Origin of the sequence: Streptomyces sp. NPDC005820 (genome assembly GCF_040630255.1) — a bacterium.
GTDB lineage: Bacteria > Actinomycetota > Actinomycetes > Streptomycetales > Streptomycetaceae > Streptomyces.
On sequence record NZ_JBEXXE010000057.1, the window covers coordinates 42,518 to 67,598 of the forward strand.

Genomic DNA, 25,081 nt, shown 5'->3' on the forward strand with positions numbered 1-25,081 from the left:
CGCGGTCGGCCGAAGATCTGCGGCCGGCTCATGCCTCGCGGGTGTGCGCACGGAGCTGCGTCCGGCGGTCGGTCAGGCCCGTTTGTTGAGCACTGTCAGTTCTTCTGGTGCCACCGCGCTCGCAGTGCCGTTGGCGGCGAGGGTGATCTGCAGCGGGCCGTTGGCCACCAGCAGTCCCGTCACTGTCAGTGGACCGTACGCGTCCGCGAAAGCGGGGTCGACTGTCACAGTGCCGCCGGGCACGTCCGCCTCCAGGCCGAGGGCGGCCTGGAGCACCAGGATCGACGACGCTGCCGCCCATGCCTGTGGGCGGCAGGAAGCGGGGTAGGGCGCGGGGCGGGAGTCGGCCTTGGTGCCGTGGCCGGCGAAGAGTTCGGGCAGTCGGGCGTCGAAGTCGGTTGATGCGGTGAGCAGGCCGGCCGCGAGGGAGGCTGCCGCCTGCGGGAAGCCGGCCCGGACAAGTCCGTGCACGGCGATCGCCGTGTCATGGGGCCAGATGGATCCGGTGTGGTAGCCGTAGGGGTTGAAGCCCCCCGACTCGCTGCTCAGGGTGCGAAGCCCGTGGCCGGAGTCGAGGTCCGGTGCGCTCAGCCGGGCGGCGAGCAGGGCGCACTCCTCGCGGTTGAGCAGGCCGGTGCCGAGCAGGTGGCCGATGTTGGAGGTGACCGAGTCGACCGGGCGGCCGTCCCGGTCCAGGGCAACGGCTGGGTACGGGCCCTGGGAGTCCTGCGCCCAGAACCGCTTGCGGAAGCGCGCGGCCAGCCGCTCGGCCCATTCCTCCCACTGGTCTGCTCCGGGGCGGTCGAAGGCGCGCAGCAGTGCGGCTCCGCCGCGCGCGGCCTCGTAGGCGTACGCCTGTACCTCGCACAGGGCGATCGGGGATGCGGCGAGGCGGCCGTCACGGTGGCGGATGGAGTCGTCGTGGTCCTTCCAGCCCTGGTTGGCCAGGCCACGGCCGGTCTGGTCGACGTATCTGAGGAACCCGTCGCTGCTTGCGTCGCTCTGCTCGCGCATCCAGGACAGGGCTGCTTCGGCGTGCGGCAGGAGCTGTTCGACATCCTCGGGGGCCAGGCCCCAGCGCCAGGCGTCGTGCAGCAGGGTGATCCACAGGGGGGTGGCGTCGATGGTGCCGTAGTAGACCGGTGGCAGGACGAGGGTGTCGCTGAACTGCTGTGTGGTGCGGCGTACTTCGTGGAGGATCTTGCCCGGCTGTTCCTCGGTCGTCGGGTCGGCGACTTTGCCTTGGCGCCGGGCGAGGGTGCGCAGGGTGCCCGCGGCCAGGTCGGTGCCCAGGGGCAGGAGCATGCGGGCCGCCCAGAGGGCGTCGCGGCCGAAGAGGGTCAGGTACCAGGGGGCTCCGGCGGCCAGGAACTGGTCGGTGCGGCCTGCCGGGGTGACGGCTGAGAGCGGGTCGGTCAGACGCAGCCGGTCCAGGTCGGCGAGCGACTGCTGCAGCCATCGGTCCAGGCGCCAATCGGCGCTGCGCAGCACAGGTGTGCTCCAGGGCACCTGGCCGGTCGGCGCGGCCGGGAACTGGTCGCCGTCGGTCTGCGCGGCGGTGCAGGCCAGGAGGATGGTCTGCGACTGGCCGGGGGCCAGATCGATGTCGTACGACAGCCGCCCGGCCGGCGCGTCCAGTGCGTCGGGCGCCGGAGTGCTGAGCAGTCTCACCGTGAACCCCTCGCGGGACCAGACCAGTCCGCCCGACGCGACCTGGGCCGGGATGCCGTCCTGGGAGTGTCCGGACTTCACGGTGTCCATCAGGGCGAGGTCGGTGGCCGCCTCCATGGTGAGCCGGAAGCGGACGGCCCGCGCGCCCGCGTTGGTGACCTCGAGGGTCTCCTCCAGGCGGCCGGGGGTGACGCTGCGGCGCCGGTGCAGCGCCACCACCGGGTCTTCCGTCACCTCGCCCAGCCCCCGGAAGACCGCCCGGAAGCCGGCCCGGTCGGCGCCCTGCAACCCTCCGGAAACCGGCGCGAGAACGATGCCGTCGGCGGACACCGTCAGCCGGGCCAGCGCCCTGCTGTCGCCGTGGAAGAAGCCGTCCGCACCGCCCGTGACCTGCCCGTCTGCCCGCGAGATGACGAAGCTCGGCGCATGCAGCGTGACGACGGCGTCGTGCAGGAACGGCTGCAGGCCGTGGGCCGCGGCGCCCGGGGCGGTGGCGGAAATGTTGCCGTCGCGGGTCTTGACAGTGACGTTCAATGGGGCGCAACCTCTCGTTCATTAAATCGATAAAACGAACCTAACCACGAGGCCACATGCCTGACAAGCCGCTCTGAATCGCTTAAATAGAGCCCACAACTGTCTTGTTCCGCTCACGTCCGATCCTGGAGATCGCCATGCCCCGCTCCCCGCGCAGTTCCTCGGCCAAGGGCCCGGTGACCATCGCCATGGTTGCCGCCCGGGCTGGCGTCTCCGCACCGACCGTGTCCAACGCGATCAACGCGCCGGAGAAACTGCGTCCTGAGACCCTGGAGCGGGTGCTGCGGGCGATCGACGAGACGGGCTACCGCCCCAGTCGCGCCGCCCAGACCCTGCGCACCCGCTCCAGCAAGCTGATCGGCTACGGCGTCCGGCCCACCCCGCCCGGCACCACGGCCCCGGTCATGGACCGCTTCCTGCACGCCCTGTCGGAGGCCGCCGACGAGGCCGGTTACCGCATCCTGCTGTTCGCCTCCCCGCCCGGCGGCGCGAGCCTCACAGGCTACGAGGACCTCCTCGACCAGCACGATGTCGACGGTTTCGTCCTCAGCGACACCGACGAGCGGGGCGACCCGCGTCAGCCCTGGCTGGACAAGCAGGGTGTGCCGTTCGTGGCCTTCGGCCGGATGTGGTCGAAGCGGCAGATCGGCGACTGGGTCGACGTGGACGGCGCCGCCGGAACCGACGCGGCGGTGGAGCACCTGATCTCCCTGGGTCACCGGAAGATCGCTTTCCTGGGCTGGGAGCGCGGCTCGGGTGTCAGCGACGACCGTGCCGAGGGCTGGCAGCGGGCCATGCGCCGGCACGAGTTGCCGACGCGGGCCAGGCGGGCCCAGTGCGCCGACGACGTCGATTCCGCACGCGCCGCGGTCAAACCGCTGCTGGACGCGGGCGCCACCGCGGTGGTCGCGGCCAGCGACACCCTCGCCTTGGGCTGCTATTACGCGCTGCGCGAGCGGGGGGCCGCCCCGGGCCGGGACGTCGCCGTGGTCGGCTTCGACGACTCACCGACCGCCGGCATCCTCTCGCCCGGCCTGACGTCCGTCGCTCAGCCGCTGGAAGCTGTCGGCCGGGAATGCGTCCGGCTGCTGCTGGCACGGATGGCCGACCCGGACGCGGAGCCCGAGCGGGTCCTGCTGGAGCCGTCGTTGAACGTCCGCGACAGCACGCCCGCACCGGACGCCTGACGTAAGGGGCTGAGCCGCCATGTCCCTCGGCACGACACGCCGCCGGGCCCGGAGTGCCCGCGGTGGCACGCCACGACGGCTCGCCGCCGCTGCCGCGTCACCGATGCGTTCCCGAATCACCGGTGTGCCGGGCATCCCTGACCTGCCCGGCACACCGGTCCGACCGCGGCGCCCCGCGTCCTCCCCGCCCCGCGCGCGGGGCGCCGCCAAGCCCAGGCCACCGCAGGCCCGCTCCTCGGCAGCCCTGCCGCCCGTGCAGGCCACCGCCGCCGAGCACCCCACGGCCCGCGTTCACCGCTGACCGCGGTCCGCTTCTCCGATCCACCGAAAGGCACGCGTGTGTCCACCGCACCCCTCGATCCGCACCGGCCGGTCGCGCATCTGCGCCCGCCCCGGAACTGGATCAACGACCCCAACGGGCTGGTCTTCCACGACGGCCACTACCACGTCTGCTACCAGTACAACCCGCACGGTGCGACGCACGCGAACATGCACTGGGGCCACTTCCGCAGCCCCGACCTGATCAGCTGGGAACCGCTGCCGCTCGCCCTGGCCCCTACCCCAGGGGGCATGGACGCCGACGGCTGCTTCTCCGGCAACGCCGTCTCCGACGGTGACCGGATGGTCGCCTTTTACTCCGCCCACCGTCAGGAGAGCCCGCAGCACCAGCCGGTGACCTGTGCCGTCTCCCACGACGGTGGCCGCACTTTCCACCCGAGCGGCCGGCTGCTCATCCCCGGGGTGCCCGAGGGCTGCACCATGTACCGCGACCCCTACGTCTGGCGCCACGGCGACGGCTGGCGGATGCTGGTCGGCGCCGCCTTCGCCGACGGCCGCGGCGCCGCCCTGCTCTATGACTCGCCCGACCTGGAGACCTGGACCTACCGAGGCCCCTTCGCCGCCCGGGAGAAGCAGGGCGTCGGCGGCGCCGGCCTGCACACCGGCGAGGGCTGGGAGTGCCCCCAGTACCTCCCGGCCGCCGACGGGCCCGGCGCCCTCATCTTCAGCGCGTGGAACGACGACGACAGTCCCCGGTGTGTCGTCGCGCTGGTCGGTGAGGAACACGGCGACGGCTTCGAGGCCGGTCCGCCGGTCCTCGTCGACCACGGCCCGGACAGCTACGCGTCCGCGCTGCTGCGCGCGCCCGGCGGCCGGTGGCTGCTGTGGGGCTGGTCAGGGGAGGCCCGTGACGAAGCCTGGAGCGTCGCAGACGGATGGGCCGGCGTGCTCACCGTGCCCCGGGAGATCTCGGTCGCGGGTGACGGTTCGCTGCGCCAGCAGCCCGCCGCCGAGCTGCTCGCCCTGCGCGGCGAGCGCACCCTCCACGCCACCGGCCAGACGCACGGCGCGGACGCCGTCGTACTCGGCGGCGTGGGCCCGGCCTTCGACCTGACGGCCCGGCTGGAGCCGGTCGGAGCGGCCGGCTTGCGGCTGCTGACCAGCCCGGACGGCTCCGAGTACCTCGATATCCGCCTCGATGCCGACACGGGCGAACTGGTCGTCGACCGCGACCACGCCTCCCTGGATCCTCGGGCCCAGGGCGGCTCCTACCGGATGCCCTGCCCCACCGACGGCCCGGTTGACCTGCGCGTGATCGTCGACCATTCCATCGCCGAAGTCTTCCTCACCACCACCGGCCAGGTCCTCACCCTGCGCCTCTACCCGACAGGCCAGGGCCCGTGGCGCCTTGAGGCCCGCAGCATGCCGGGCGCGCACCTCGGCTACGCCGTCGACGCCTGGCAGCTGCACCCGCTTGTGATCAAGGAACCGGCCGACTGCGCCGCGCACCCGGAGCCGTAGGGCTGGCTCCCCGCGATACCCCACACCCCCACACGAGCGCACCACCCACCCTCACCCCGCACGACGTACGGAGGCACCACCCATGATCCTAGGAAACAGCAGACCCCGCCGGGCAGCCTGTACGGCCCTGGCCATTGCCCTGCCACTGGCGGCGCTGGCCGCCTGCGGCGGTGGAGGCGGCGACAGCGCCAAGTCCTCCGGAGGCAGCGGCACGGGCACCATCACGGTCTGGGCCCACCAGGGCCAGGCCAGCGAGGACGCCGCCGTGCAGAACGCGGTGAAGTCCTTCAACTCCTCCCAGGACAAGATCAAGGTCAAGGTGACGCTGATCCCCGGCCAGGACTACACCAAGACCGTCACCACCACCGACGCCTCCAAGCTTCCGGACGTCATGGAGATGGACGGCCCCACCGTCGCCAACTTCGTGTGGAACAAGAAGATCTCCCCGATCTCCTCCTACGTCTCCGCCAAGACAATCGCCAACGCCACCGACGCCATCAAGGCCGAGGGCACCGTCGGCAGCAAGCTGTACGCCCTGGGTATGTACGACTCCGGGCTCGGCATGTACGGCAACAAGAAGCTGCTGGACGCCGCCGGGGTGAAGTACCCCACCGGCCTGTCCGATGCCTGGACCGCGGACGAGTTCAACGCGGCACTCAAGAAGCTCGCCGCCAAGGACTCCGACGGCAAGCCCCTCGACCTGTCCGAGAGCGGCGGCTACGCCAACGAGGGCGGCACCTACTTCTTCTCTCCCATCGTCTGGTCGGCCGGCGGTGCGCTGATCAAGAACGGCAAGGCCGAGGGCGCCCTCGACACCCCCGCCGTGGCCTCCGCAATGAAAACCTTCCAGTCCTGGAAGACCTACGTCGACCCGAACACCGACGGCAACGCCTTCACCAAGGACCGCGTCGCACTGAGCTGGGTCGGCCACTGGATGTACCCCACCTACAGCAAGGCCCTCGGCAAGGACCTTGTGGTCCTGCCTTTGCCCGACTTCGGTAACGGGCCCAAGACCGGCGAGGGCTCCTGGACCTGGGGCATTGGCGCAGCCACCAAGAACGGCAAGGCCGCCGGTGCCTTCCTCGACTACCTCCTCAACGACACGAACGTGGCCGCGATGACGACGGCCAATGGTGCCCCTCCCGGCACCAAGTCCGCGCTTGCCAAGAGCACCCTCTACCAGCAGGGCGGTCCGCTGCAGCTCTTCGCCGACCAGCTCGCCAAGCCCTGCGGCGACACCATCATCGACAAGTCCTGTGTCGCGGTGACCCGCCCGGTGACCGCCGGATACCCCACGGTCACCGCCAAATTCAGCACGGCCGTCAACGAGATCTACGGCGGCGCCGACCCGAAGACCGCCCTGTCGAAGGCCGCCCGCGCCATCGACCAGGACTTCTCCGACAACAACGGCTACAAGATCCCGTAGAACCCGTATCGGCGGGGGCGGGCACGTGGACGACCGTGCCCGCCCCGGCCGGGAAGTAGGACCGCCCCGTGAAAATCGTGGAACCCGCGCATGCCGCGCCCCCGGGCCGCGACCAAGCCCCACCGGCCGCCTCCGGCACGCCGCCGCGGCCGGCACGTAAGAACCGCGAATGGGTGACCGGACTGCTCATGTCCGCCCCCGCTCTCGGCGGGCTCATCGCCTTCGTCGGCGTGCCGTTCGTCTACGCGATCGTGCTCTCCTTCTACAACGTTCGCCTCGGCTCCCCGCTGCCGCCGACCTTCTTCGGCCTGGAGCAGTACCGGCGCATCTTCACCGACCCCGACATGTCCGGCCCCTTCTGGCGGGCCCTGCTGAACAACCTCACCTTCGCCGTGGTCGTGGTCCCCGTGCAGACTGCTCTCGCACTCGGCCTGGCGATCCTACTCAACCGCAAGCTCAAGGCCATCGGCCTGTTCCGGTCCCTGTTCTTCATGCCGGTCGTCTTCCCCATGGCGCTGGTCGCCGTGATCTGGCGGCTCATCCTCGCCCGCAGCGACCAGGGCTTGCTCAACTCCGCCCTGCACGCGATCAGCTTCGGCAACTGGGGTGCCTTCGACTGGCTCGGCGACAGCCTCACCGCCATGGCCTCGATCATCGTCCTGTCCATCTGGCAAGGCGTCGGCTTCCAGATGGTCATCCTGCTCGCCGGCCTGCAGCAGATCCCCACCGAGCTCTACGAGGCCGCCCAGCTCGACCGCGCCAGCCGCTGGCAGCAGTTCCGCCACATCACCCTGCCCGGCATCCGCCCCACCCTCGTCTTCGTCGCGATGCTCACCTCGGTGCTGGCCTTCCGCGTCTTCGACCAGGTCTACGTCCTCGTCAACGGCGGCGGCCTGGACGAGGACGCCACCCGCACCGTGATGTACCAGGCGGTCACCACCGCCTTCGACCAGAACAACATCGGCATGGGGTCCGCGATCACGGTCGTCTTCTTCCTGATCGTCGTCGTCCTGACCCTCATCCAGCGCCGCGTCGTGCGCACCGGCAACGAGGACTGACCATGACCCGCACACCCCTGCGCCGCTTCCTCGACTACGCCGTCCTCAGCGTCCTGGCGTTCATCTTCGTCCTGCCCGTCCTCTACCTGATCCTCGGCAGCTTCAAGCCCTCCGACGAGGTACTGAACGGCCTGACCGGCTTCCTGCCCACCCACCTGTCCTTCGACAACTACCGTGCTGTCCTGGACGGCTTCGACTCCGACGCCACCGGCTACTTCTGGCGCTTCATGGGCGTCTCCGTGCTCCTGTCCACCGTCGTCGTCCTCGGCGGGTTGATCGTCAACTCCATGGCCGCCTACGGCCTCACCCGGCTGAAATGGCGCGGCCAGGGCGCCGTCTTCAGCGTTGTCCTGCTGCTCATGCTGGTGCCGTTCGAAGCAGTCGCCGTGCCGCTGTTCTACCTGTTCAACGACCAGCGCAACACCATCTACATCCAGGCCATCCCCTTCATCGCCAACGCCTTCTCCCTCTACCAGTTCGCTACCTTCTTCCGCGCCATCCCCTCCAGCATCGAAGAAGCCGCCCGCATCGACGGTGCCGGCCCCTGGCGCACCTTCTTCGCGATCATCGTCCCCATGAGCAAGCCGGCGTTCGCCTCGGTCGCGATCCTGACCTTCCTCACCCAGTGGGGCTCCTACCTCTGGCCCGTCCTGATGGTCTCCGACCCCTCCGTACGCCCCCTGCCCCTGGAAATGGGCGTCTTCTCCGCCCAGCAGCCCGTCGACTGGGGCCAGATCCTCGCCTTCGGCGTCCTCCTGGTCCTGCCCGTCCTGATCGTCTTCGCCTTCTTCCAGCGGTGGTTCGTCCAAGGCGTCGCCAGCTCCGCCGTCAAGGGCTGAGCGTTCCCACACCGCAGAGAGGAAGCCAGCGCCCCATGCCCTCACACCTTCCCCGCCCAACCGTCGCTGTCCTGGGCGAGTGCGTCGCCGACGCCTTCACCACCACATCCCCACGCCCGAACACGGAGACCTCACCCACCGGCCTCGACCTGCGGGTACTGCCCGGCGGTGGCCCCGCCAACACCGCCGTCTCTCTCGCCCGGCTCGGCACCCCCACCCGCTTCCTCGCCCGGCTCTCCCACGACCTGTTCGGCGACATCTTCCGCGCCCGCCTCACCCACTCCGGCGTGGACGTGTCCGCCTGCATCCCCGCTCCCGAGCCGAGCACCCTCGCCGTCGCGGCCCTCGACGAGATGGGCCAGGCCACCTACTCCTTCTTCGCCGACGGCGCCGCCGACTGGCAGTGGACCGACGCCGAACTGTCCGCCGCGCCCCTGGACTACACCGCCTGCCTGCACACCGGCTCACTCGCCCTCGCCCGCGAACCGGGCGGCCCCCGCCTCGAAGAACACCTCGCCACAGCCCGCCAGCGCATGACCATCTCCCTCGACCCCAACGTCCGGCCCCTACTGGTCGAACCCGCCGCGTACCGAAAACGTCTCAACCGCTGGTGCGAACTCGCCGACATTCTCCGCCTCAGCGAGGATGACCTCACCCACCTGCTCCCGGGCACCTCCCCGGAAGACGCCTGCGACACCCTGCACACCGCCGGCGCACCCCTCGTCGTCATCACCCTCGGCGACCGCGGCGCCCTCGCCTCCCTCAACGGCACCCGCACCCGCATACCCGCCAGCCCCACCCACGTCGTCGACACCGTCGGCGCCGGCGACTCCTTCACCGCAGGACTCCTCCACCACCTCAACACCCTCGGACGGCTTGGCAGCCGCCTGGACGAACTGACCATCGACGAGACCACCAACGCATGCACCTACGCAGCCGAAGTCGCCGCCAGAACCTGCGCAGTCCCCGGCGCCGACCCACCCTGGGCACACCAACTGCCTTCAACGCGGTCGCATAGTTCTCGCCGAAACGCCAGGGACTGAGTCGCACGTCAGGCTGTGGGCTCCAGCGGGGCCTTGGCTGTCTGCTCGTCGTGCTCGCGCAGCATGCGCATGACGGTCGCCGGGGCTGGGTGCCGGCCCCGCTTCTTCCCGGTGCGGATCACGAGGCGCGAGGCGATCTCGCGCAGCGAGAGGCGTTCGTCGTCGCGCAGGCGCAGGGCGGTGGCGAGCATGTCCTCGTCGGAGACCTTGACGCCGCCGATCGCCTTGCCCTTCGTACGGGCGGTCTCCTGGCCTTCGAGGGTCTTGTCACGAATGTAGTCGCGCTCGGACTCCGCCATCGCGGCGAAGAACGCAAACAGGGCGGTCCCGTGCCCGGCCGGGTCGTGCTTCCCCGCCAGCGGGCCGGTGAGGAACTCCAGCTCGATCTCCGCGTCCCGCAGTTCCTCGGCGACCTTCAGCAGCTCCAGAGCGCCACGCCCCAGACGCTTCATCTCGTGCACCACGAGGGTGACCTTCGCGCCCAGCGAGCGGTACTCGCGGGCCGCCGCCAGGGCGGCCTTCATCTCGGGGCGCTCCCTGACCCGGGTGCTGATCTGCTCCTGGAACAGCCGGTGCACGCCGGAGGCTTCGAGTGCTTCGACCTGGGAGCGGATCTCCTGTGTCCGGGTCGAGACTCTGGCGTACGCGAGCCGGACTTCCATCGGCACGGCCGGCGCCGCGAGCTTCTGCACCGGCAGGGCTGTCCAGACGGAGCCGGGATGGCGTACGGCCGGGGTGGCGACGTGCAGTTCGGAGCGGAGCGCGGGGACGAGCTGGAAGCGGGCAGTGTGGTACTTGAGTGCGACCTTGCCGGAGGTGGTGCGGCAGGGCGAGCCCGCCGGGGCCTGGCAGGTGGACATAGGGCAGACGTGCGACTCGACGAGCCGGTATGGGTCGGTGATCACGCCGGAATCGTTTCAGAAATGTGTTTCACCGGTCAAAAGGAAGGAAACGACCGGTGAAACAAATCGACCTGCGGAGATACCGTCGTCGCTCGGTGTTGAAACGGGGACCGCCTATGAAACAACCTCGGTGTCCGCGTTGTCGTCTCTTCGAGTCGGCGGACGTCCTCGCTACCGCCCACGACACCGGTTCGTGCCCGTGACGTACTGGCCGCTGGCGTGTGGCACGTTTCGCTCGCATTCCGGTCCTACCCCCAGTACGGGGGCTTCCGCCCGGCACGCCGAGAGCACGCACCGGACGCCGCGAGGCCCGCCCTGCGGGCGAACGACGGGACTTTGCGGACACGGCCTAGGGCGGCATCCGGAGTACGCCCGTGAGGGGTCCGTCGTGGCCGACCACCAGGACCGCCGCGTCGTCCTCGTGCCCGGAGCGTTCGGCGCCCCTGATCACGGCGGCGGCGAGCGAACCGGCCTCCATCCCGGCCACGGCGGCGACGCCCGCGAGGCGCACGACCTGGTCGAGGCCCTCCTCGACACTGAGCCGGGGGCCCTCGACGACCCCGTCCGTGAGCAGGACGAACACCCCGCCCTTGGAGAGGCGGTAGCGGGTGACCGGGTAGTCGATGCCCGCAGCGACGCCGAGGGGCGGGCCGCCCTCGTCCTGGGCTATGCCGGACTTGCCGTCCGCGGTGGCCCAGACGCAGGGGATGTGTCCGGCCCGGGCGCTCTCCAGCACCCCGCTGGCCGGGTCGAGCCGCATGAAGGTGCAGGTGGCGAAGAGATCGCCGCCGAGGGAGAGCAGCAGGTCGTTGGTGCGGGCGAGGAGCTCGCCGGGCTCACCGGTGACGGAGGCGAGGGCTCGCAGGCCGACCCGGACCTGCCCCATGAACGCGGTCGCCTCGATGTTGTGGCCCTGGACGTCGCCGATGGACAGGCCTATGCGGCCGTCGGGCAGGGTGAAGGCGTCGTACCAGTCGCCGCCGACGTTGAGGCCGGAGCAGGCGGGGGCGTACTGGACCGCGAGCCGGTATCCGGGGGCCACGGGGAGGTCCCGGGGCAGCATCCCGCGCTGGAGGGCGAGGGCCAGTTCGACGCGGGAGCGTTGCAGTTCCGCGCGCTCGCGCGCCTGGGCGGTCAGCGAGCCGAGCCTGGCCAGCAGCTCGTCGCCTTCGTCCGGGGGACGCTTGCGGGACATCGATCACTCCGGGGATCACTCCGACGGGGCGGCAGCCCCTTGGGGCAAACCTCGCATTTCATATTGAGGGGATCATATCGAGCGCCACCCGCAGGGTGCCATCGCCGACCGCGACGGCCCGGGCCCGCCGCCGCGCCTCCGGCGGCGCCTCCCGGCTGCCCGCGCCCCCTCCGGAGCCCGCCTCCCCGCACATCCACCGCAGTGGTGAGAAGCGCCGGCTCGCCCTCGGGTGGAACCTGACGAAGTACCAGCGGCTCGGCGAGGACGGCACCGTGGAACCGAGCGACATCGACGCCGCCCTCTTCGAACACATCAGCCGAGCCCTCTGCCCCACGACCTTCCAGCCGTCGGCGGAGCCCGGAAGCGGGGGCCGGACCGGGCCGGGCACCGGCACCGACACCGGCACCGGCACCGGCACCGGCACCGGCACCGGGAAGGCGATCCCCACTGGGCTGCTCGCCGTCGGCCTGCCCCCGAAGGACCCGGCCACCCGGTCCCGTTGACCCCACCGCCCCCATCCACACACGACCGCCTGCCACCGACGACCCGTCACCCCCACCCGACGACGGCACGGCGCCCCACCGAGGACGACGCGAGGCCGCCTGCCAAAGACAGCACCGAACCACCTGCCGAAGACGGCACGGGACCGCCAGCCAAAGACGGCACGGGACCGCCAGCCGAAGGCAACACGGGACCACCAGCCGAAGGCAACACGGGACCACCTGCCGAAGGCGACACGGAACCGCCTGCCGATTCGCGGCATGGCGCCGCGACCGCCGCCGACGGCACGGCGACCTACCGAGCGCAACGCAAGGCCGCCCGTCCTTACGGCATCCCACCGGCAACCGCCGAGCACGACGCCAGGCCTGCCGCCCCCGCGGCATGGCATCGGCGACCCGGTGCCGGCGCGGAAGCGCAAGGCGCACCCGGGGCCCGGGGCCCGTGGCCCGGGGCCCGTGGCCCGGTGGCAGGCCGGGGGCGCGCGCGTGCGCCCCCGGTCCGCCGTCGGTGTCGGGCCTGTCAGCCCTCCAGCGCCGCCATCACCACGCCCTTGGCCTCCTCCTGGACCCGGCCGAGGTGCTCGGCGCCCAGGAACGACTCGGCGTAGATCTTGTAGACGTCCTCGGTGCCGGAGGGGCGGGCCGCGAACCAGGCGTTGGCCGTGGTCACCTTGATTCCGCCGAGGGCCGCGCCGTTGCCCGGGGCCGCGGTGAGGACACCGGTGACGGCCTCTCCGGCCAGCGTGTCGGCGGTGACCTGCGCGGGCGAGAGCTTCGCGAGCAGCGCCTTCTCCTCGCGGGTCGCGGGCGCGTCGATACGGGCGTACACCGGCTCGCCGAAGCGCTCGGTCAGGCCGGCGTAGCGCTCCGAGGGGGTCTTCCCGGTGACCGCGGTGATCTCGGAGGCGAGCAGCGCCAGGATGATGCCGTCCTTGTCGGTGGTCCAGACGGAGCCGTCGCGGCGCAGGAAGGACGCGCCGGCCGACTCCTCCCCGCCGAAGCCGAGCGAGCCGTCGACCAGCCCGTCCACGAACCACTTGAAGCCGACGGGCACCTCGACGAGCCGGCGCCCGAGGTCGGCGGCGACCCGGTCGATCATCGACGAGGACACCAGCGTCTTGCCCACCCCCGCGTCGGCGGGCCACTGCTCGCGGTGCGCGTAGAGGTAGGCGATGGCGGCGGCCAGATAGTGGTTGGGGTTCATCAGACCGGCGTCCGGGGTGACGATCCCGTGCCGGTCGGCGTCGGCGTCGTTGCCGGTGGCGATCCGGAACCGGTCCCGCTGGTCGATCAGCGAGGCCATCGCGTACGGCGAGGAGCAGTCCATGCGGATCTTGCCGTCCCAGTCCAGCGTCATGAACCGCCAGGTGGGGTCGGTGAGCGGGTTGACCACGGTCAGGTCGAGCCGGTGCTGCTCGGCGATCCGGCCCCAGTAGGCGACCGAGGCCCCGCCGAGCGGGTCCGCGCCGATCCGGACCCCGGCGGCGCGGATCGCGTCGAGGTCCAGGACCGCCGGGAGGTCGGCGACGTACGCGCCGAGGAAGTCGTGGCGCCCGGTGGTGGGCGCGGCGAGCGCCCGGGTGTACGGGATGCGGCGGACGTCCTTCAGACCGGCGGCGATGATGTCGTTGGCCCGGTCCTGGATCCAGGAGGTGGCGTCGGAGCCCGCGGGGCCGCCGCTCGGCGGGTTGTACTTGAAGCCGCCGTCGGCGGGCGGGTTGTGCGAGGGGGTGACGACCACGCCGTCGGCGAGGCCGGAGGCGCGGCCGCGGTTGTGGGTGAGGATCGCGTGCGAGACGGCCGGGGTGGGCGTGTAGCCGTCGGCTTCGTCGATGAGCACGGTGACGTCGTTGGCCGCGAACACCTCCAGGGCGGTGACCCGGGCGGGCTCGGACAGGGCGTGGCTGTCGGCGCCGAGGAAGAGCGGGCCGTCGGTGCCCCGGCCGGCGCGGTACTCGCAGATCGCCTGGCTGGTCGCGGCGATGTGGTCCTCGTTGAAGGCGGTGTTCAGGGACGAGCCGCGGTGGCCCGAGGTGCCGAACGCGACGCGCTGCGCGGGGTCGGCCGGGTCGGGGTGCAGCGCGTAGTACGCGGTGACCAGCCGGGCGACGTCGACGAGGTCCTCGGGGCCGGCCGGCCGACCCGCTCGCTCGTGCTGCATGTGCCCGCTCCTCCATGTCGGTTGACCATTGGCTTGCGGTCCCATCTTCCCCCGCCGCGGTGATCACCCGCGACGCGAGTCCGGAGGAAGTCCCGGCGACGACGTGATCCGCCCGATCGCCCCTCGCGTTGAGTATCCGTACTCAGGCGCCCGGCCCCCGCCACCCGCGAGACTATGAACGGATCATCACCCGTCGAGAGGCCGACCCGTGTTCAGTCGCACCGTCATCGCCCTGACCCCGTTCTTCGGGCGGCTCACCGTCACGAGTGAGATCAAGATGCGGCTGCCCGAGGGGAGCATCTTCGTCGCCAACCACGACTCCCTGGCCGACCCGGCGGTGGTGATGGCCGCGCTGCGCAGCTTCGACCTGAAGCCGGTGGTGCTGGCGACGGCGGGCCTGTGGCGGATCCCGCTGCTCGGCAAGGCGCTCAGCCGCGAGGGACACATCCCGGTCCACCGCGGGACGGCCCACGCCGCCCTCGCGCTCGACGCGGCCGCCGAGGCCCTGGCAGGCGGCCGCCATGTGCTCCTCTACGGCGAGGGCGGTCTGCCCCGCCGCAGGGACGCGGCCCCCACTCCCCCGGAGCCCTTCCGCACCGGCCTGGCCCGGCTGGCCCGCACGACCGGCGCGATGGTGGTCCCGGTCGGCCACGCGGGAGCCCGCCGCATCGCCTCGGGCTCCCCCACGAAGCAACTCGCCGGCACCCTGACGGCCCCGATCCGCCGCCCGCGCTGCCATGTCCACGTCGGTGCCCCGATCCGTCTCCCCGCCGAGACCGACCGAGGCACGAGAGCGGCCCACCAGGCGGTGACGGCGGCATGGCGCACGGCGGTCAGGGCAGCGGGAGAGCCGTCCATCACGGGCTCACACTGACGCTTGGCGGGGCAGCGCCCCGCCACCAGGGGCGCGGGGCTCTGGCAATGTGCGGCTCCGCCGCGTGGGCGCGACCAGCCCCCACGCACCCGCACCCCGAGGACTACGAGGCCCCCGACGGCGGAGCCGTACTCGACCGCACCACCAACCGCGTGGGCACCAGCGTCGTCCCCCGCGCCCCGGCATCCGGATCCCGCATCTTCCGCAACACGGCCCGCACACACAACCGCCCCACCTCGGCGAAATCCTGGTGCACGGTGGTGAGCGGCGGCATGAAGGACCCCGCCTCGGGAATGTCGTCGAACCCGATGACACTCACGTCCTCGGGCACCCGCCGCCCCCGCTCCTGCAAGGCCCGCAGCAGCCCGAGCGCCATCTGGTCGTTGGCGACGAACACCGCGGTGCAGTCCTCGCGCGCGGCCAGCTCGATACCGGCCCGGTACCCCGACTCCGCCGACCAGTCCCCCCGGATCAGCGGCGGAGCCGTACACCCCGCCTCGGTCAGCTCGGCCCGCCACGCGTCGGTGCGGCGCTGCGCGGCGAAGGAGTCCTCGGGTCCGCCGAGGTGCCACACCGTCTCGTGCCCGAGGCCGAGCAGATGCCGTACGGCGGCCCGGCTGCCGCCCGCCTGGTCGGTGTCGACGACCGTGTAGTGGTCCCCGGCGTCGGAGTCGACGACGAGCACCTGCACATACGGCGGCAGCATGATCGTCGCCGCGTCCAGCAGATGCACCTCCATGATGACGATCACCGCGTCGACGGCCAGCTCCTCGAGCCGGCTGAACGCGCCGCGCACCTCGTCCTGCGTGGGCAGGGCCACCGGCAGCAGTGTCACCGCGTAGCCCTCGGCGGCGGCCGAGTTGGCGATGGCCTCCAGGGTGCGGACGTTGCCCGTCGAGGACAGCGAGAAGGTGATCACGCCGATGGTGCGGAACTCCCCGCGCTTGAGGGCGCGGGCCGCGCTGTTGGGGCGGTAGCCGAGCTCCTTCATCGCGGCGAGCACCTGCCGCCGGGTCTCCTCGTTCACTCCGGCGTAACCGTTGGAGACGCGGGAGACGGTCTGCGACGAGACCCCCGCCAGGCGGGCCACATCGGCCATGGAGGCGGTGACCCGACCACGTCTCGGCGTCTTCGCCGGGGTTCTTTCAGCCATCTCCATGGCGTCACCGCCTCTCTGTCCGCACCAGTGTCACGGTCTCCCCCAAAGGACCCTTGACCATCGTAATCAGGGCAGTGTAGACATGCCGCCATCCAATGTTTACGTAAACATAACAGTCTGCCAAGGCTCTTGCGTGGCCGATGTTTGCGTAAACATCATGGGTTCCGGTGGGGCGGTCGGAAATCTCCGCGCAACACCGCTGGTTCCCAACCTGCACGAGCGAGGAACGACATGACGACGCTGCAACCGCCGGCGGCCGCCGAGCCACGGCCGGCACCGCCTCCGGCGAGACGGGACCGACACTCCTGGGCGGGGTGGGGTTTCATAGGTCCCTTCGTGGCCGTGTTCGCCCTGGTCTTCCTGGCCCCGATCGGCTACTCGATCTACCTCAGCCTCTTCCGCAACCAGCTCATCGGCGGAAACCAGTTCGTCGGCCTGGACAACTACACACAGGCCCTCAAGGACGACGCGTTCTGGTCTGCGGTCGGCCGGGTGGCGATCTTCCTCGCGGTCCAGGTGCCGATCATGCTCGGCATCGCCCTGCTGGTGGCGCTGGCACTGGACAGCGGCCGGCTCTACGGCAAGAGCTTCTTCCGGATCACGATCTTCCTGCCCTATGCCGTGCCCGCCGTGGTCGCCACCCTGATGTGGGGCTTCATGTACGGCACCAAGTACGGCCTGGTGGGCGACATCAACTCCGCGTTCGGCACCTCACTGCCGGACCTGCTCTCCCCCAGCTGGGTGCTCGCCTCCATCGGCAACATCGTGACCTGGGAGTTCGTCGGCTACAACATGCTGATCTTCTACTCGGCACTGCGGGTCATCCCGACCTCGCTGTACGAGGCGGCGGAGATCGACGGCGCCGGTCAGTGGCGGATCATCGGCTCGATCAAGCTGCCCGCGATCCGGGGCGCGCTCGTCATCGCGACGATCTTCTCGATCATCGGCAGCTTCCAGCTCTTCAACGAGCCGAGCATTCTGCGCCCCCTGGCGCTGAACTCCATCACCACGGACTACACGCCGAACTTCTACACGTACTCGCTGTCCTTCAACGGCCAGCAGCACAACTACTCCGCGACGGTGGCCATCATCATGGGCGTCATCACGATGATCGTCGCCTACGCCGTCCAGCTGCGCGGCATGCGCAAGGGAGCGTGACCCGATGAGCACCTCTGTCGCCGCCTCCCCCGCGAAGAACACCGCCCCCAAGCTGCGGACCCCCCGCAAGAAGCACACCCCGGGCAAGCCGAAGCGCAGTGTGCTGCTGACGGTGCTGATGGCCCTGATGGTCCTCTACACCGTGGTGCCGCTGATCTGGCTGGTCATCAACTCCACGAAGACCCAGTCGGGCCTGGCCGAGTCCAACGGGCTGTGGTTCGCCCACGACTTCGCCCTGTGGGACAACGTCCGGGACGCCTTCACCTACCACGACGGCATCTTCGGCCGCTGGCTGCTCAACACCCTGCTGTACGTGGTGCTCGGCGCGGGCGGCGCGACGCTGCTCGCGGTGCTGGGCGGGTACGCGCTGGCGAAGTTCGACTTCCCCGGCAAGCGCGCGGTCTTCGCCGTGGTGATCGGCGCGGTCGCCGTACCGGGTACGGCACTGGCGGTGCCGACCTTCCTGATGTTCAGCAAGATGGGGCTCACCGACACCCCCTGGGCGGTGATCATCCCGTCGCTGGTGTCGCCGTTCGGCCTCTATCTGATGTGGGTGTTCGCGGCCGAGGCGATCCCGACCGAGCTGCTGGAGGCGGCCCGGATGGACGGGGCGAGCGAGTTGCGGACCTTCTTCCAGGTCGCCCTGCCGCTGCTGGCCCCCGGGATCGTGACCGTGCTCCTGTTCACCACGGTCGCCACCTGGAACAACTACTTCCTCCCGCTGATCATGCTCAAGGACCCGGACTGGTACCCGCTGACGCTGGGTCTGAGCGCCTGGAGCTCCCAGGCGCAGACCATCGGCGGTGACGTCATCTTCAACCTGGTGATCACAGGGTCCCTGCTCACGATCCTCCCGCTGATCGCCGCGTTCCTGTTCCTCCAGAAGTACTGGCAGTCCGGCCTCGCCGCCGGAAGCGTCAAGGAGTGACCCTCGCGGCCCCCGGGCCGCCCCCGACCCCACGCTCCACCAGCCTGTGCGCAACCCCCACCCTCACCTGTCCCACCCACGAAGAAGTGGAAGCACCTTCATGCGCAGAACGACCGGCCGCCTGCTGCGCGGCCTCGCCCTCCTCTCCACCCTGGCCCTCGGCGCCACCGCCTGCGGCAGCTCGGACGACGACAGCTCGGACACCAAGGCGGTCTCCGCCGGTGACATCCAGGCGGCCCTGAAGAAGGGCGGCTCGGTCACCGTCTGGGCCTGGGAGCCCACCCTGAAGTCGGTCGCCGCCGACTTCGAGAAGAAGTACCCCAAGGTCAAGATCAACCTGGTCAGCGAGCGGTCGGGCGACAAGCACTACACCGCCCTGTCGAACGCCATCTCCGCCGGCAAGGGCGTCCCGGACGTCGCGCAGGTCGAGTACTTCGCGCTCGGCCAGTACTCCCTCACCAAGGGCCTGAGCGACCTGGCCCCGTACGGCGCCGGCAAGCTCGCCTCCAAGTTCACGCCCGGCCCGTGGAACGCCGTCAGCGACGGCGACAAGGTCTACGGTCTGCCGATGGACTCCGGTCCGATGGCGCTGTTCTACAACAAGAAGGTCTTCGACAAGTACAAGATCGCCGTCCCGACCACCTGGGACGAGTACCTGGACGCGGCCCGCAAGCTGCACAAGGCCGACCCGAAGGCGTACATCGCCAACGACCTCGGTGACGCGGGCTTCACGACCTCCATGCTGTGGCAGGCCGGTTCGCGTCCGTACAAGGTCGACGGCACCAAGGTCGCCATCAACTTCGACGACGCCGGCGCCAAGAAGTTCGAGACCGTCTGGCAGAAGCTGATCAGCGAGAAGCTGCTCGCCCCGGTCTCCGGCTGGACCGACGACTGGTACAAGGGCCTCGGCGACGGCACCATCGCCACCCTGGCCACCGGTGCCTGGATGCCCGCCAACTTCGAGACCGGTGTCCCGAACGCCAAGGGCGACTGGCGCGCCGCCGCCATGCCGGCCTGGACCAAGGGCGACAAGGCGAGCGCCGAGAACGGCGGTTCGTCCCTCGCGCTGCCCGCGCTGGGCAAGAACAAGGAACTCGCCTACGCCTTCGTCGAGTACGCGAACGCCGGTGACGGTGTGGCCACCCGGGTGAGCGAGGGCGCCTTCCCGGCGACCGTCGCGGAGCTGCAGTCCACCGAGTTCAAGAACAAGGAGTTCCCGTACTTCGGCGGCCAGAAGGCCAACGAGATCTTCGCCGAGTCGGCCGCGAACGTCGCCGACGACTGGTCGTACCTGCCCTTCCAGCCGTACGCCAACTCGATCTTCAACGACACGGTCGGCAAGGCGTACGTCTCCTCCACCACGCTGGCGGACGGTCTGAAGGCCTGGCAGGAGGCCTCGGTCAAGTACGGCGAGGAGCAGGGCTTCACCATCGAGAAGTAGTTCTCGGCAGCAGGACGTCAACGCCGGGCGGCGCGGCTCCCGGGCCGCGCCGCCCCCGTGCACCACCCTTCGGAAGGACCGCCATGATCTCCACCCTCCAGTCCCGCATGCTGCGCGGGGCGGACGGTGACCCCGCCCCGCGACTGGCCTACGGCGCCGACTACAACCCCGAGCAGTGGCCCCGGGACGTGTGGGAGGAGGACGTCCGGCTGATGCGGGAGGCCGGAGTGACCGTCGTCTCCGTGGGGATCTTCTCCTGGGCGAAGATCCAGCCGGGCCCGGACACCTGGGACTTCGGCTGGCTCGACGAGGTCATGGACCTGCTGCACGCGGGCGGCATCGGCGTGGACCTGGCGACCGCCACCGCCTCGCCGCCGCCGTGGCTGACCACCGCCCGCCCCGAGATCCTGCCGGTCACGGCGAACGGCGAGACGCTGTGGCCGGGCGCCCGCCAGCACTGGCGGCCCACCTCGCCGGTCTTCCGCGAGCACGCCCTGCGCCTGGTCCGCACGATCGCCGACCGCTACAAGGACCACCCGGCGCTGGTCGCCTGGCACGTCTCCAACGAGCTGGGCTGCCACAACGTCTACGACCACTCCGACGACGCGGCCCGCGCCTTCCGCCTCTGGCTGCGCGCCCGCTACGGCACGCTCGACGCCCTCAACCACGCCTGGGGCACGGCCTTCTGGTCGCAGCGCTACACCGACTGGGAGCAGATCCTGCCGCCCCGGCTGGCCGCCTCGCACCCGAACCCGACCCAGCAGCTGGACTTCAAGCGGTTCTCCTCGGACGCCCTGAAGGACCACCTGGTGGCCGAGCGGGAGATCCTGAAGGAGATCACGCCGGACATCCCCGTCACCACCAACTTCATGGTGATGGGCAACACCAAGGGCATGAACTACCCGGACTGGGCGGACGAGATCGACTTCGTCTCCAACGACCACTACGTCCACCCCGGCCCGCAGGACCGCGACGAGCTGTCCTTCTCCGCCAACCTGACCAGCGGCATCGCCGCCGGCCGGCCCTGGTTCCTGATGGAGCACTCCACCAGCGCGGTCAACTGGCAGCCGGTGAACGTGGCCAAGCGGCCGGGTGAGCTGGCCCGTGACGCGCTGCTGCACGTGGCGCACGGCGCCGACGCGGTGTGCTACTTCCAGTGGCGGCAGTCGGCGGCCGGCGCCGAGAAGTACCACTCGGCGATGGTCCCGCACGCCGGCGCCGACAGCGATGTCTTCCGCGCGGTGGCCGGCCTCGGCGCCACCCTCAAGGCGCTGGCCCCCGTGGCCGGTTCGGAGCGGGAGAGCGCGGCCGTCGGCATCCTGTACGACTGGGACTCGTGGTGGGCGAGCGAGCAGGACTCGCACCCCACCGCGCTGCTCGACTACCGGCAGGAGGCGCTCGACTGGTACTCGGCGCTGCTCGCCCTCGGGGTGCGCGCCGACCTGGTCACCACCCGCGCCGACCTCTCCCGCCACCAGGTGCTGATCGCGCCCGTGCTGCACGTCGTGCCCGCCGAGCTCGCCAAGGAGCTGACGCGGTACGCCGAACAGGGCGGCCATCTGATCACCACCTACTTCTCCGGTGTCGTCGACGAGAACGACCACGTCTGGCTCGGCGGCTACCCGGGCGCCCTGCGCGACCTGCTCGGCATCCGTATCGAGGAGTTCGGCCCGCTGCTCGCCGGGGAGAGCGTGGAGCTGGACGGCGCCGGCCCCGGCACCCTGTGGACCGACCGGATCACCGTCACCGACGACGCCGACACCGAGGTCCTCGCGAGCTACCGCACCGGTGTGCACACCGGGCGCCCCGCGGTCACCCGGCGCACCACGGGCACCGGTTCCGCCGCCTACGTCTCCACCCGGCTCGGCATCGACGGGCTGCGCTCGCTGCTGCCGCGGCTGCTGGAGCCGGCCGGGGTGAGCAGCGAACTCCCCGAGGACGCGCGGGGCCGGGTCGAGCTGACCGTCCGCCGCGGGGCGACGGAACGGTTCCTCTTCCTGGTCAACCGCACCGACGCGACGGTGCCGGTGAGCGGGCTCGACGGTGACGTCCTGGTCGGCGACGACCGCACGGACGGCGCCCTGGTCCTCGGGCCGCGCGCGGTCGCCGTACTGCGCCAGGCCACCGCGTAACACACGACGCACCCCCCGACTCCCCGGCACGGCCTGACCCGTGCCGGGGGCCATCCTCTCCTGCCCGCCCGGCGGGAGGGGCCCACCACAGCGACCGCACCGCAGTTGGGAGCATTGATGGCACGCCGTACCAGACGGTCCCTCGGGGCCGCCGCGCTGACCGCCCTGGCCACCGGGGCCGCCCTGCTGAGCGTCCCCGCTCAGGCGCGGGCCGACGCCGCCGTCACCGTGACGCCGGATCCGTCGTACAAGCAGGACAAGTTCGAGGGCTGGGGCACCAGCCTGGTCTGGTTCGCCAACGCGACCGGCGACTACCCGCCCGCGATCCGCGAGAGGCTCGCGAAGCTGCTCTTCGGCGACGACGGGCTCGCGCTGAACATCGCCCGCTACAACATCGGCGGCGGCAACGCGCCGGACGTCAAGGACTATCTGCGCGCGGGCGGCGCGGTCGAGGGCTGGTGGAAGGCGCCCGCGGGCACCACCCGGACGGACACCGACTGGTGGAGCGCGGACGACAAGGCGGACTGGAACAAGGACGCCGACGCCACCCAGCGCTGGTGGGTGAACCACATCAAGAACGACATCGACCACTGGGAGACGTTCAGCAACTCCCCGCCGTGGTTCATGACCGTCAGCGGGTACGTCTCGGGCGGGTTCAACGCCAACACCGACCAGCTGAAGGCCGACTCGGTCGACGACTTCGCCGCCTATCTCGCGGGGGCGACCAAGCTCCTGGAGAAGTCCGAGGGCATCAAGGTCGACACGGTCGACCCCTTCAACGAGCCCAACACCGGCTACTGGGGCACGCGTCTGGGCGCGGACGGCGAGCCCGTCGGGGGCCGGCAGGAGGGCGCGCACATCGGGCCCGAGCTCCAGCAGAAGGTGCTCGCGGCGCTTCCCGCCGCGCTGAAGAAGGCCAAGGTCAAGGCGGACATCTCGGCGATGGACGAGACCAACCCGTCCATCTTCTCGACCAACTGGAACTCCTACTCGCAGGCCTCCAAGGACGCCGTCGGGCAGATGAACGTCCACACCTACGGCACCGGGCAGCGCACCACCGTGCGCGACCTCGCCAAGGCCGCGGACAAGCCGCTGTGGATGAGCGAGGTCGAGGGCGACTGGGGCGACGGGCAGAGCTTCACCGACATGCGCCCGGGTCTCGGCCTCGCCCAGCAGATCGTCAACGACCTGCGTGAACTGGAGCCCAAGGCCTGGGTGTTCTGGCAGCCGGTCGAGGACTACGACAACATGAAGCCGGGCGGCGAGTCCGCCAAGGGCGGCAACTGGGGCTCCATCCAGCTCCCGTTCAGCTGCACCTCCACGGACACGCTCCAGTCGTGCCCGATCTACACGAACACCAAGTTCGACACGGCCCGCAACTTCACGCACTTCATCAAGCCCGGCGACAAGCTGATCAAGGTGGACGACACCTCCAGCGCCGCGGCCGTGACCAAGGACGGCAAGGGCGCCTCGCTCGTCCACGTCAACAGCACCACGGCGACCCGTACGGTCACCATCGACCTGTCGAAGTTCCGCACGATCAAGGGCAACGCGACCGTCACGCCGACCGTGACCAGCGCCGACGGCAAGCTCGTCCGGCAGGCGCCGGTGAAGGTCGTCGACGGCAAGGCCACCTACACCGTGCCGGCCCAGTCCGTGACCTCCTTCTCGATCAAGGGCGTCTCGGGGATCGCGAAGAACGCGGGGCTCTTCAGCAAGGGCCACTCCTACACGCTGACCGGCGTGCAGAGCGGCAAGGCGGTCACCGTCGGGGCCAACGGCACCAACCTGGTCATCGGTTCGGCCAACGGCACGGTCGCGCAGGAGTGGCAGCTGGACGCGCGGTACGGCAAGACCGGCAACCGTCAGCGGTACGTCTTCGCCAACCCGGCCGAGGGCAAGCGGCTCGCCGTGCGCGACAATGTGCCGGTGATCGAGCCGGACACGGGTGAGCGGGACGCGGCGACGGAGTGGATCCTGTCCACCACGGGTGACGGGACGTGGACGCTGGTCAATGTGGCCACCTCCCGTGTCCTCGAAGTCGGCGGCCAGGCCACCAAGGAAGGTGCCGCCGTGACCACGTGGCAGCCCAACTCCGGGTCGAATCAGCGGTGGAGGATCACCGATGTGACGTCCTGACCTGCCGTCGTTCGTCTGCGGCCGTCGTCGTGGCGGTCGCGCCCCTAGGGTGCCGCCCGCATCGCGAGTTTCGTGGTGCGGGCGGTTTGCCGTGCCGGGATGCGTTCCAGGACGCCGCCCGCGAACACGTCGTACAGCGGCAGGGTCTCCAGGTGGACGTAGCCGATGTGGCAGTCGCAGACGGCCAGGGGGCAGGCGCGGGGGCGCAGGGCGGCGCGGTAGGAGCCGTCGTAGAGGTTGCCGAGCTCGGCGGGGACGAAGTGGCAGCGGCGGACCGTGCCCTCGCCGTCGACCGAGATCACCGACTCGCCGGTGCGGCAGGGCAGTCCGGCGCTGGTGTGCGGATGGCGGCTGTACGGGAAGAGCGGGTCCAGGGTGGTCCAGTCCGCGGCCTCGGGGTCGGTGTAGACGTGGCCCTCGGCCGCGTTGATCCACAGGTAGACGTGCTCGGGCAGGTCGGCGCGCAGGCGGCGGGCCGCTTCCAGGTGCTCGGACAGGCCGACGACGCCGACACTGAAGCGGATGCCCCGGTCGGCGAGGTCACGGCACTTGGTGAGGAAGCGGTCGTAGGGGGTCTGGCCCGGGTGGTACGTGCACCACAGGGCCAGCGTCTCGTGGTCGGCGTCGGCGAGCCAGTCGGTGCGGCAGCTGAGGTTGGTCTGGATGGCGACCCGGCGGATGTGCGGCAGGTGGGACAGCTCGGTCAGGGTGCGCCGGTACCAGGAGCGGACCAGTCCCTCTCCCCAGGGGGTGAAGAGGAGGGAGAGCCGGTCGTCGGTCCGGTCGGCGGCCCAGGCCGCGAAGCGTTCCAACGCGGCACGGTCGGCGCGCAGTTGCGCGGTGGAGTCGCGGCGCTTGGCGAACGGGCAGTAGGGGCAGTCGTAGTCGCAGGAGGCGAGCGGGCCCCGGTAGAGGAGGGTCAGGTCCATGGCGG

At 70.7% G+C, this 25,081-nt stretch carries 19 protein-coding genes; 13 read left to right on the forward strand and 6 right to left on the reverse strand.

Annotated features, from left to right (window positions below; translation table 11 throughout):
- Positions 1 to 72: 72 nt before the first annotated feature.
- Positions 73 to 2,205, reverse strand: a complete 2,133-nt coding sequence (locus tag ABZ464_RS44955; protein WP_359287725.1) for a glycogen debranching N-terminal domain-containing protein — start codon at positions 2,203 to 2,205, stop codon at positions 73 to 75.
- Between the two features lie 137 nt (positions 2,206 to 2,342).
- Between ABZ464_RS44955 and ABZ464_RS44960 the strand changes: the two genes are divergently transcribed.
- The 6 genes from ABZ464_RS44960 to ABZ464_RS44985 all read left to right on the forward strand — a co-directional run bounded on the left by ABZ464_RS44960 (position 2,343) and on the right by ABZ464_RS44985 (position 9,558).
- Positions 2,343 to 3,392, forward strand: coding sequence for a LacI family DNA-binding transcriptional regulator (locus tag ABZ464_RS44960; protein WP_359287726.1), 1,050 nt, complete (start codon positions 2,343 to 2,345; stop codon positions 3,390 to 3,392).
- A 339-nt stretch (positions 3,393 to 3,731) separates the two neighbouring features.
- Positions 3,732 to 5,192 carry a glycoside hydrolase family 32 protein gene (locus ABZ464_RS44965; protein ID WP_359287727.1) on the forward strand — a complete coding sequence of 487 codons (1,461 nt, stop codon included), beginning with the start codon at positions 3,732 to 3,734 and terminating at the stop codon, positions 5,190 to 5,192.
- Between the two features lie 82 nt (positions 5,193 to 5,274).
- Complete coding sequence (locus tag ABZ464_RS44970; protein WP_359287728.1) at positions 5,275 to 6,618, forward strand: sugar ABC transporter substrate-binding protein; 1,344 nt, start codon at positions 5,275 to 5,277, stop codon at positions 6,616 to 6,618.
- 68 nt (positions 6,619 to 6,686) lie between these two features.
- Positions 6,687 to 7,676, forward strand: a complete 990-nt coding sequence (locus ABZ464_RS44975; RefSeq protein WP_359287729.1) for a sugar ABC transporter permease — start codon at positions 6,687 to 6,689, stop codon at positions 7,674 to 7,676.
- Between the two features lie 2 nt (positions 7,677 to 7,678).
- The gene (locus ABZ464_RS44980) at positions 7,679 to 8,515 is read left to right on the forward strand and encodes a carbohydrate ABC transporter permease (RefSeq protein WP_359287730.1); all 837 of its coding nucleotides are present in this window, start codon (positions 7,679 to 7,681) and stop codon (positions 8,513 to 8,515) included.
- A gap of 35 nt (positions 8,516 to 8,550) precedes the next feature.
- Positions 8,551 to 9,558, forward strand: a complete 1,008-nt coding sequence (locus ABZ464_RS44985; RefSeq protein WP_359287731.1) for a carbohydrate kinase — start codon at positions 8,551 to 8,553, stop codon at positions 9,556 to 9,558.
- A gap of 8 nt (positions 9,559 to 9,566) precedes the next feature.
- Here ABZ464_RS44985 and ABZ464_RS44990 read toward each other — a convergent pair whose 3' ends face one another.
- Together ABZ464_RS44990 and ABZ464_RS44995 are read right to left on the reverse strand one after the other, a co-directional pair.
- A complete protein-coding gene (locus ABZ464_RS44990; protein WP_359287732.1) occupies positions 9,567 to 10,463 on the reverse strand; it encodes a recombinase family protein in 897 nt (298 codons plus the stop codon).
- 346 nt (positions 10,464 to 10,809) lie between these two features.
- Positions 10,810 to 11,655, reverse strand: coding sequence for a PP2C family protein-serine/threonine phosphatase (locus ABZ464_RS44995; RefSeq protein WP_359287733.1), 846 nt, complete (start codon positions 11,653 to 11,655; stop codon positions 10,810 to 10,812).
- 95 nt (positions 11,656 to 11,750) lie between these two features.
- Between ABZ464_RS44995 and ABZ464_RS45000 the strand changes: the two genes are divergently transcribed.
- Positions 11,751 to 12,158: a hypothetical protein gene (locus tag ABZ464_RS45000; protein WP_359287734.1), complete on the forward strand. Its 408-nt coding sequence runs from the start codon at positions 11,751 to 11,753 to the stop codon at positions 12,156 to 12,158.
- Positions 12,159 to 12,675: 517 nt separating this feature from the next.
- On the opposite strand, the gene pgm is transcribed toward ABZ464_RS45000, so the two are convergent.
- On the reverse strand, positions 12,676 to 14,316 hold the full coding sequence (pgm, locus tag ABZ464_RS45005; RefSeq protein ID WP_359287735.1) for a phosphoglucomutase (alpha-D-glucose-1,6-bisphosphate-dependent): 1,641 nt from the start codon (positions 14,314 to 14,316) through the stop codon (positions 12,676 to 12,678).
- Between the two features lie 208 nt (positions 14,317 to 14,524).
- On the opposite strand from pgm, the gene ABZ464_RS45010 reads away from it, so the two are divergent.
- Positions 14,525 to 15,190: a lysophospholipid acyltransferase family protein gene (locus ABZ464_RS45010; RefSeq protein ID WP_359287736.1), complete on the forward strand. Its 666-nt coding sequence runs from the start codon at positions 14,525 to 14,527 to the stop codon at positions 15,188 to 15,190.
- 103 nt (positions 15,191 to 15,293) lie between these two features.
- Here the strand turns inward: ABZ464_RS45010 and ABZ464_RS45015 are convergent, their stop codons facing one another.
- Positions 15,294 to 16,289: a LacI family DNA-binding transcriptional regulator gene (locus tag ABZ464_RS45015; RefSeq protein WP_359287752.1), complete on the reverse strand. Its 996-nt coding sequence runs from the start codon at positions 16,287 to 16,289 to the stop codon at positions 15,294 to 15,296.
- Between the two features lie 291 nt (positions 16,290 to 16,580).
- Between ABZ464_RS45015 and ABZ464_RS45020 the strand changes: the two genes are divergently transcribed.
- From ABZ464_RS45020 to ABZ464_RS45040, 5 genes are all read left to right on the forward strand, one after another.
- Entirely contained in the window at positions 16,581 to 17,507 is a 927-nt protein-coding gene (locus tag ABZ464_RS45020) for a sugar ABC transporter permease (RefSeq protein WP_359287737.1), read from the forward strand.
- A 4-nt stretch (positions 17,508 to 17,511) separates the two neighbouring features.
- Complete coding sequence (locus ABZ464_RS45025; protein ID WP_359287738.1) at positions 17,512 to 18,435, forward strand: carbohydrate ABC transporter permease; 924 nt, start codon at positions 17,512 to 17,514, stop codon at positions 18,433 to 18,435.
- 100 nt (positions 18,436 to 18,535) lie between these two features.
- Positions 18,536 to 19,876, forward strand: a complete 1,341-nt coding sequence (locus tag ABZ464_RS45030; RefSeq protein WP_359287739.1) for a sugar ABC transporter substrate-binding protein — start codon at positions 18,536 to 18,538, stop codon at positions 19,874 to 19,876.
- 83 nt (positions 19,877 to 19,959) lie between these two features.
- Positions 19,960 to 22,008: a beta-galactosidase gene (locus tag ABZ464_RS45035; RefSeq protein WP_359287740.1), complete on the forward strand. Its 2,049-nt coding sequence runs from the start codon at positions 19,960 to 19,962 to the stop codon at positions 22,006 to 22,008.
- A gap of 117 nt (positions 22,009 to 22,125) precedes the next feature.
- Positions 22,126 to 24,147: a glycoside hydrolase gene (locus ABZ464_RS45040; protein ID WP_359287741.1), complete on the forward strand. Its 2,022-nt coding sequence runs from the start codon at positions 22,126 to 22,128 to the stop codon at positions 24,145 to 24,147.
- 44 nt (positions 24,148 to 24,191) lie between these two features.
- Here ABZ464_RS45040 and ABZ464_RS45045 read toward each other — a convergent pair whose 3' ends face one another.
- The gene (locus ABZ464_RS45045; RefSeq protein ID WP_359287742.1) at positions 24,192 to 25,076 is read right to left on the reverse strand and encodes an STM4011 family radical SAM protein; all 885 of its coding nucleotides are present in this window, start codon (positions 25,074 to 25,076) and stop codon (positions 24,192 to 24,194) included.
- Between the last annotated feature and the right edge of the window lie 5 nt (positions 25,077 to 25,081).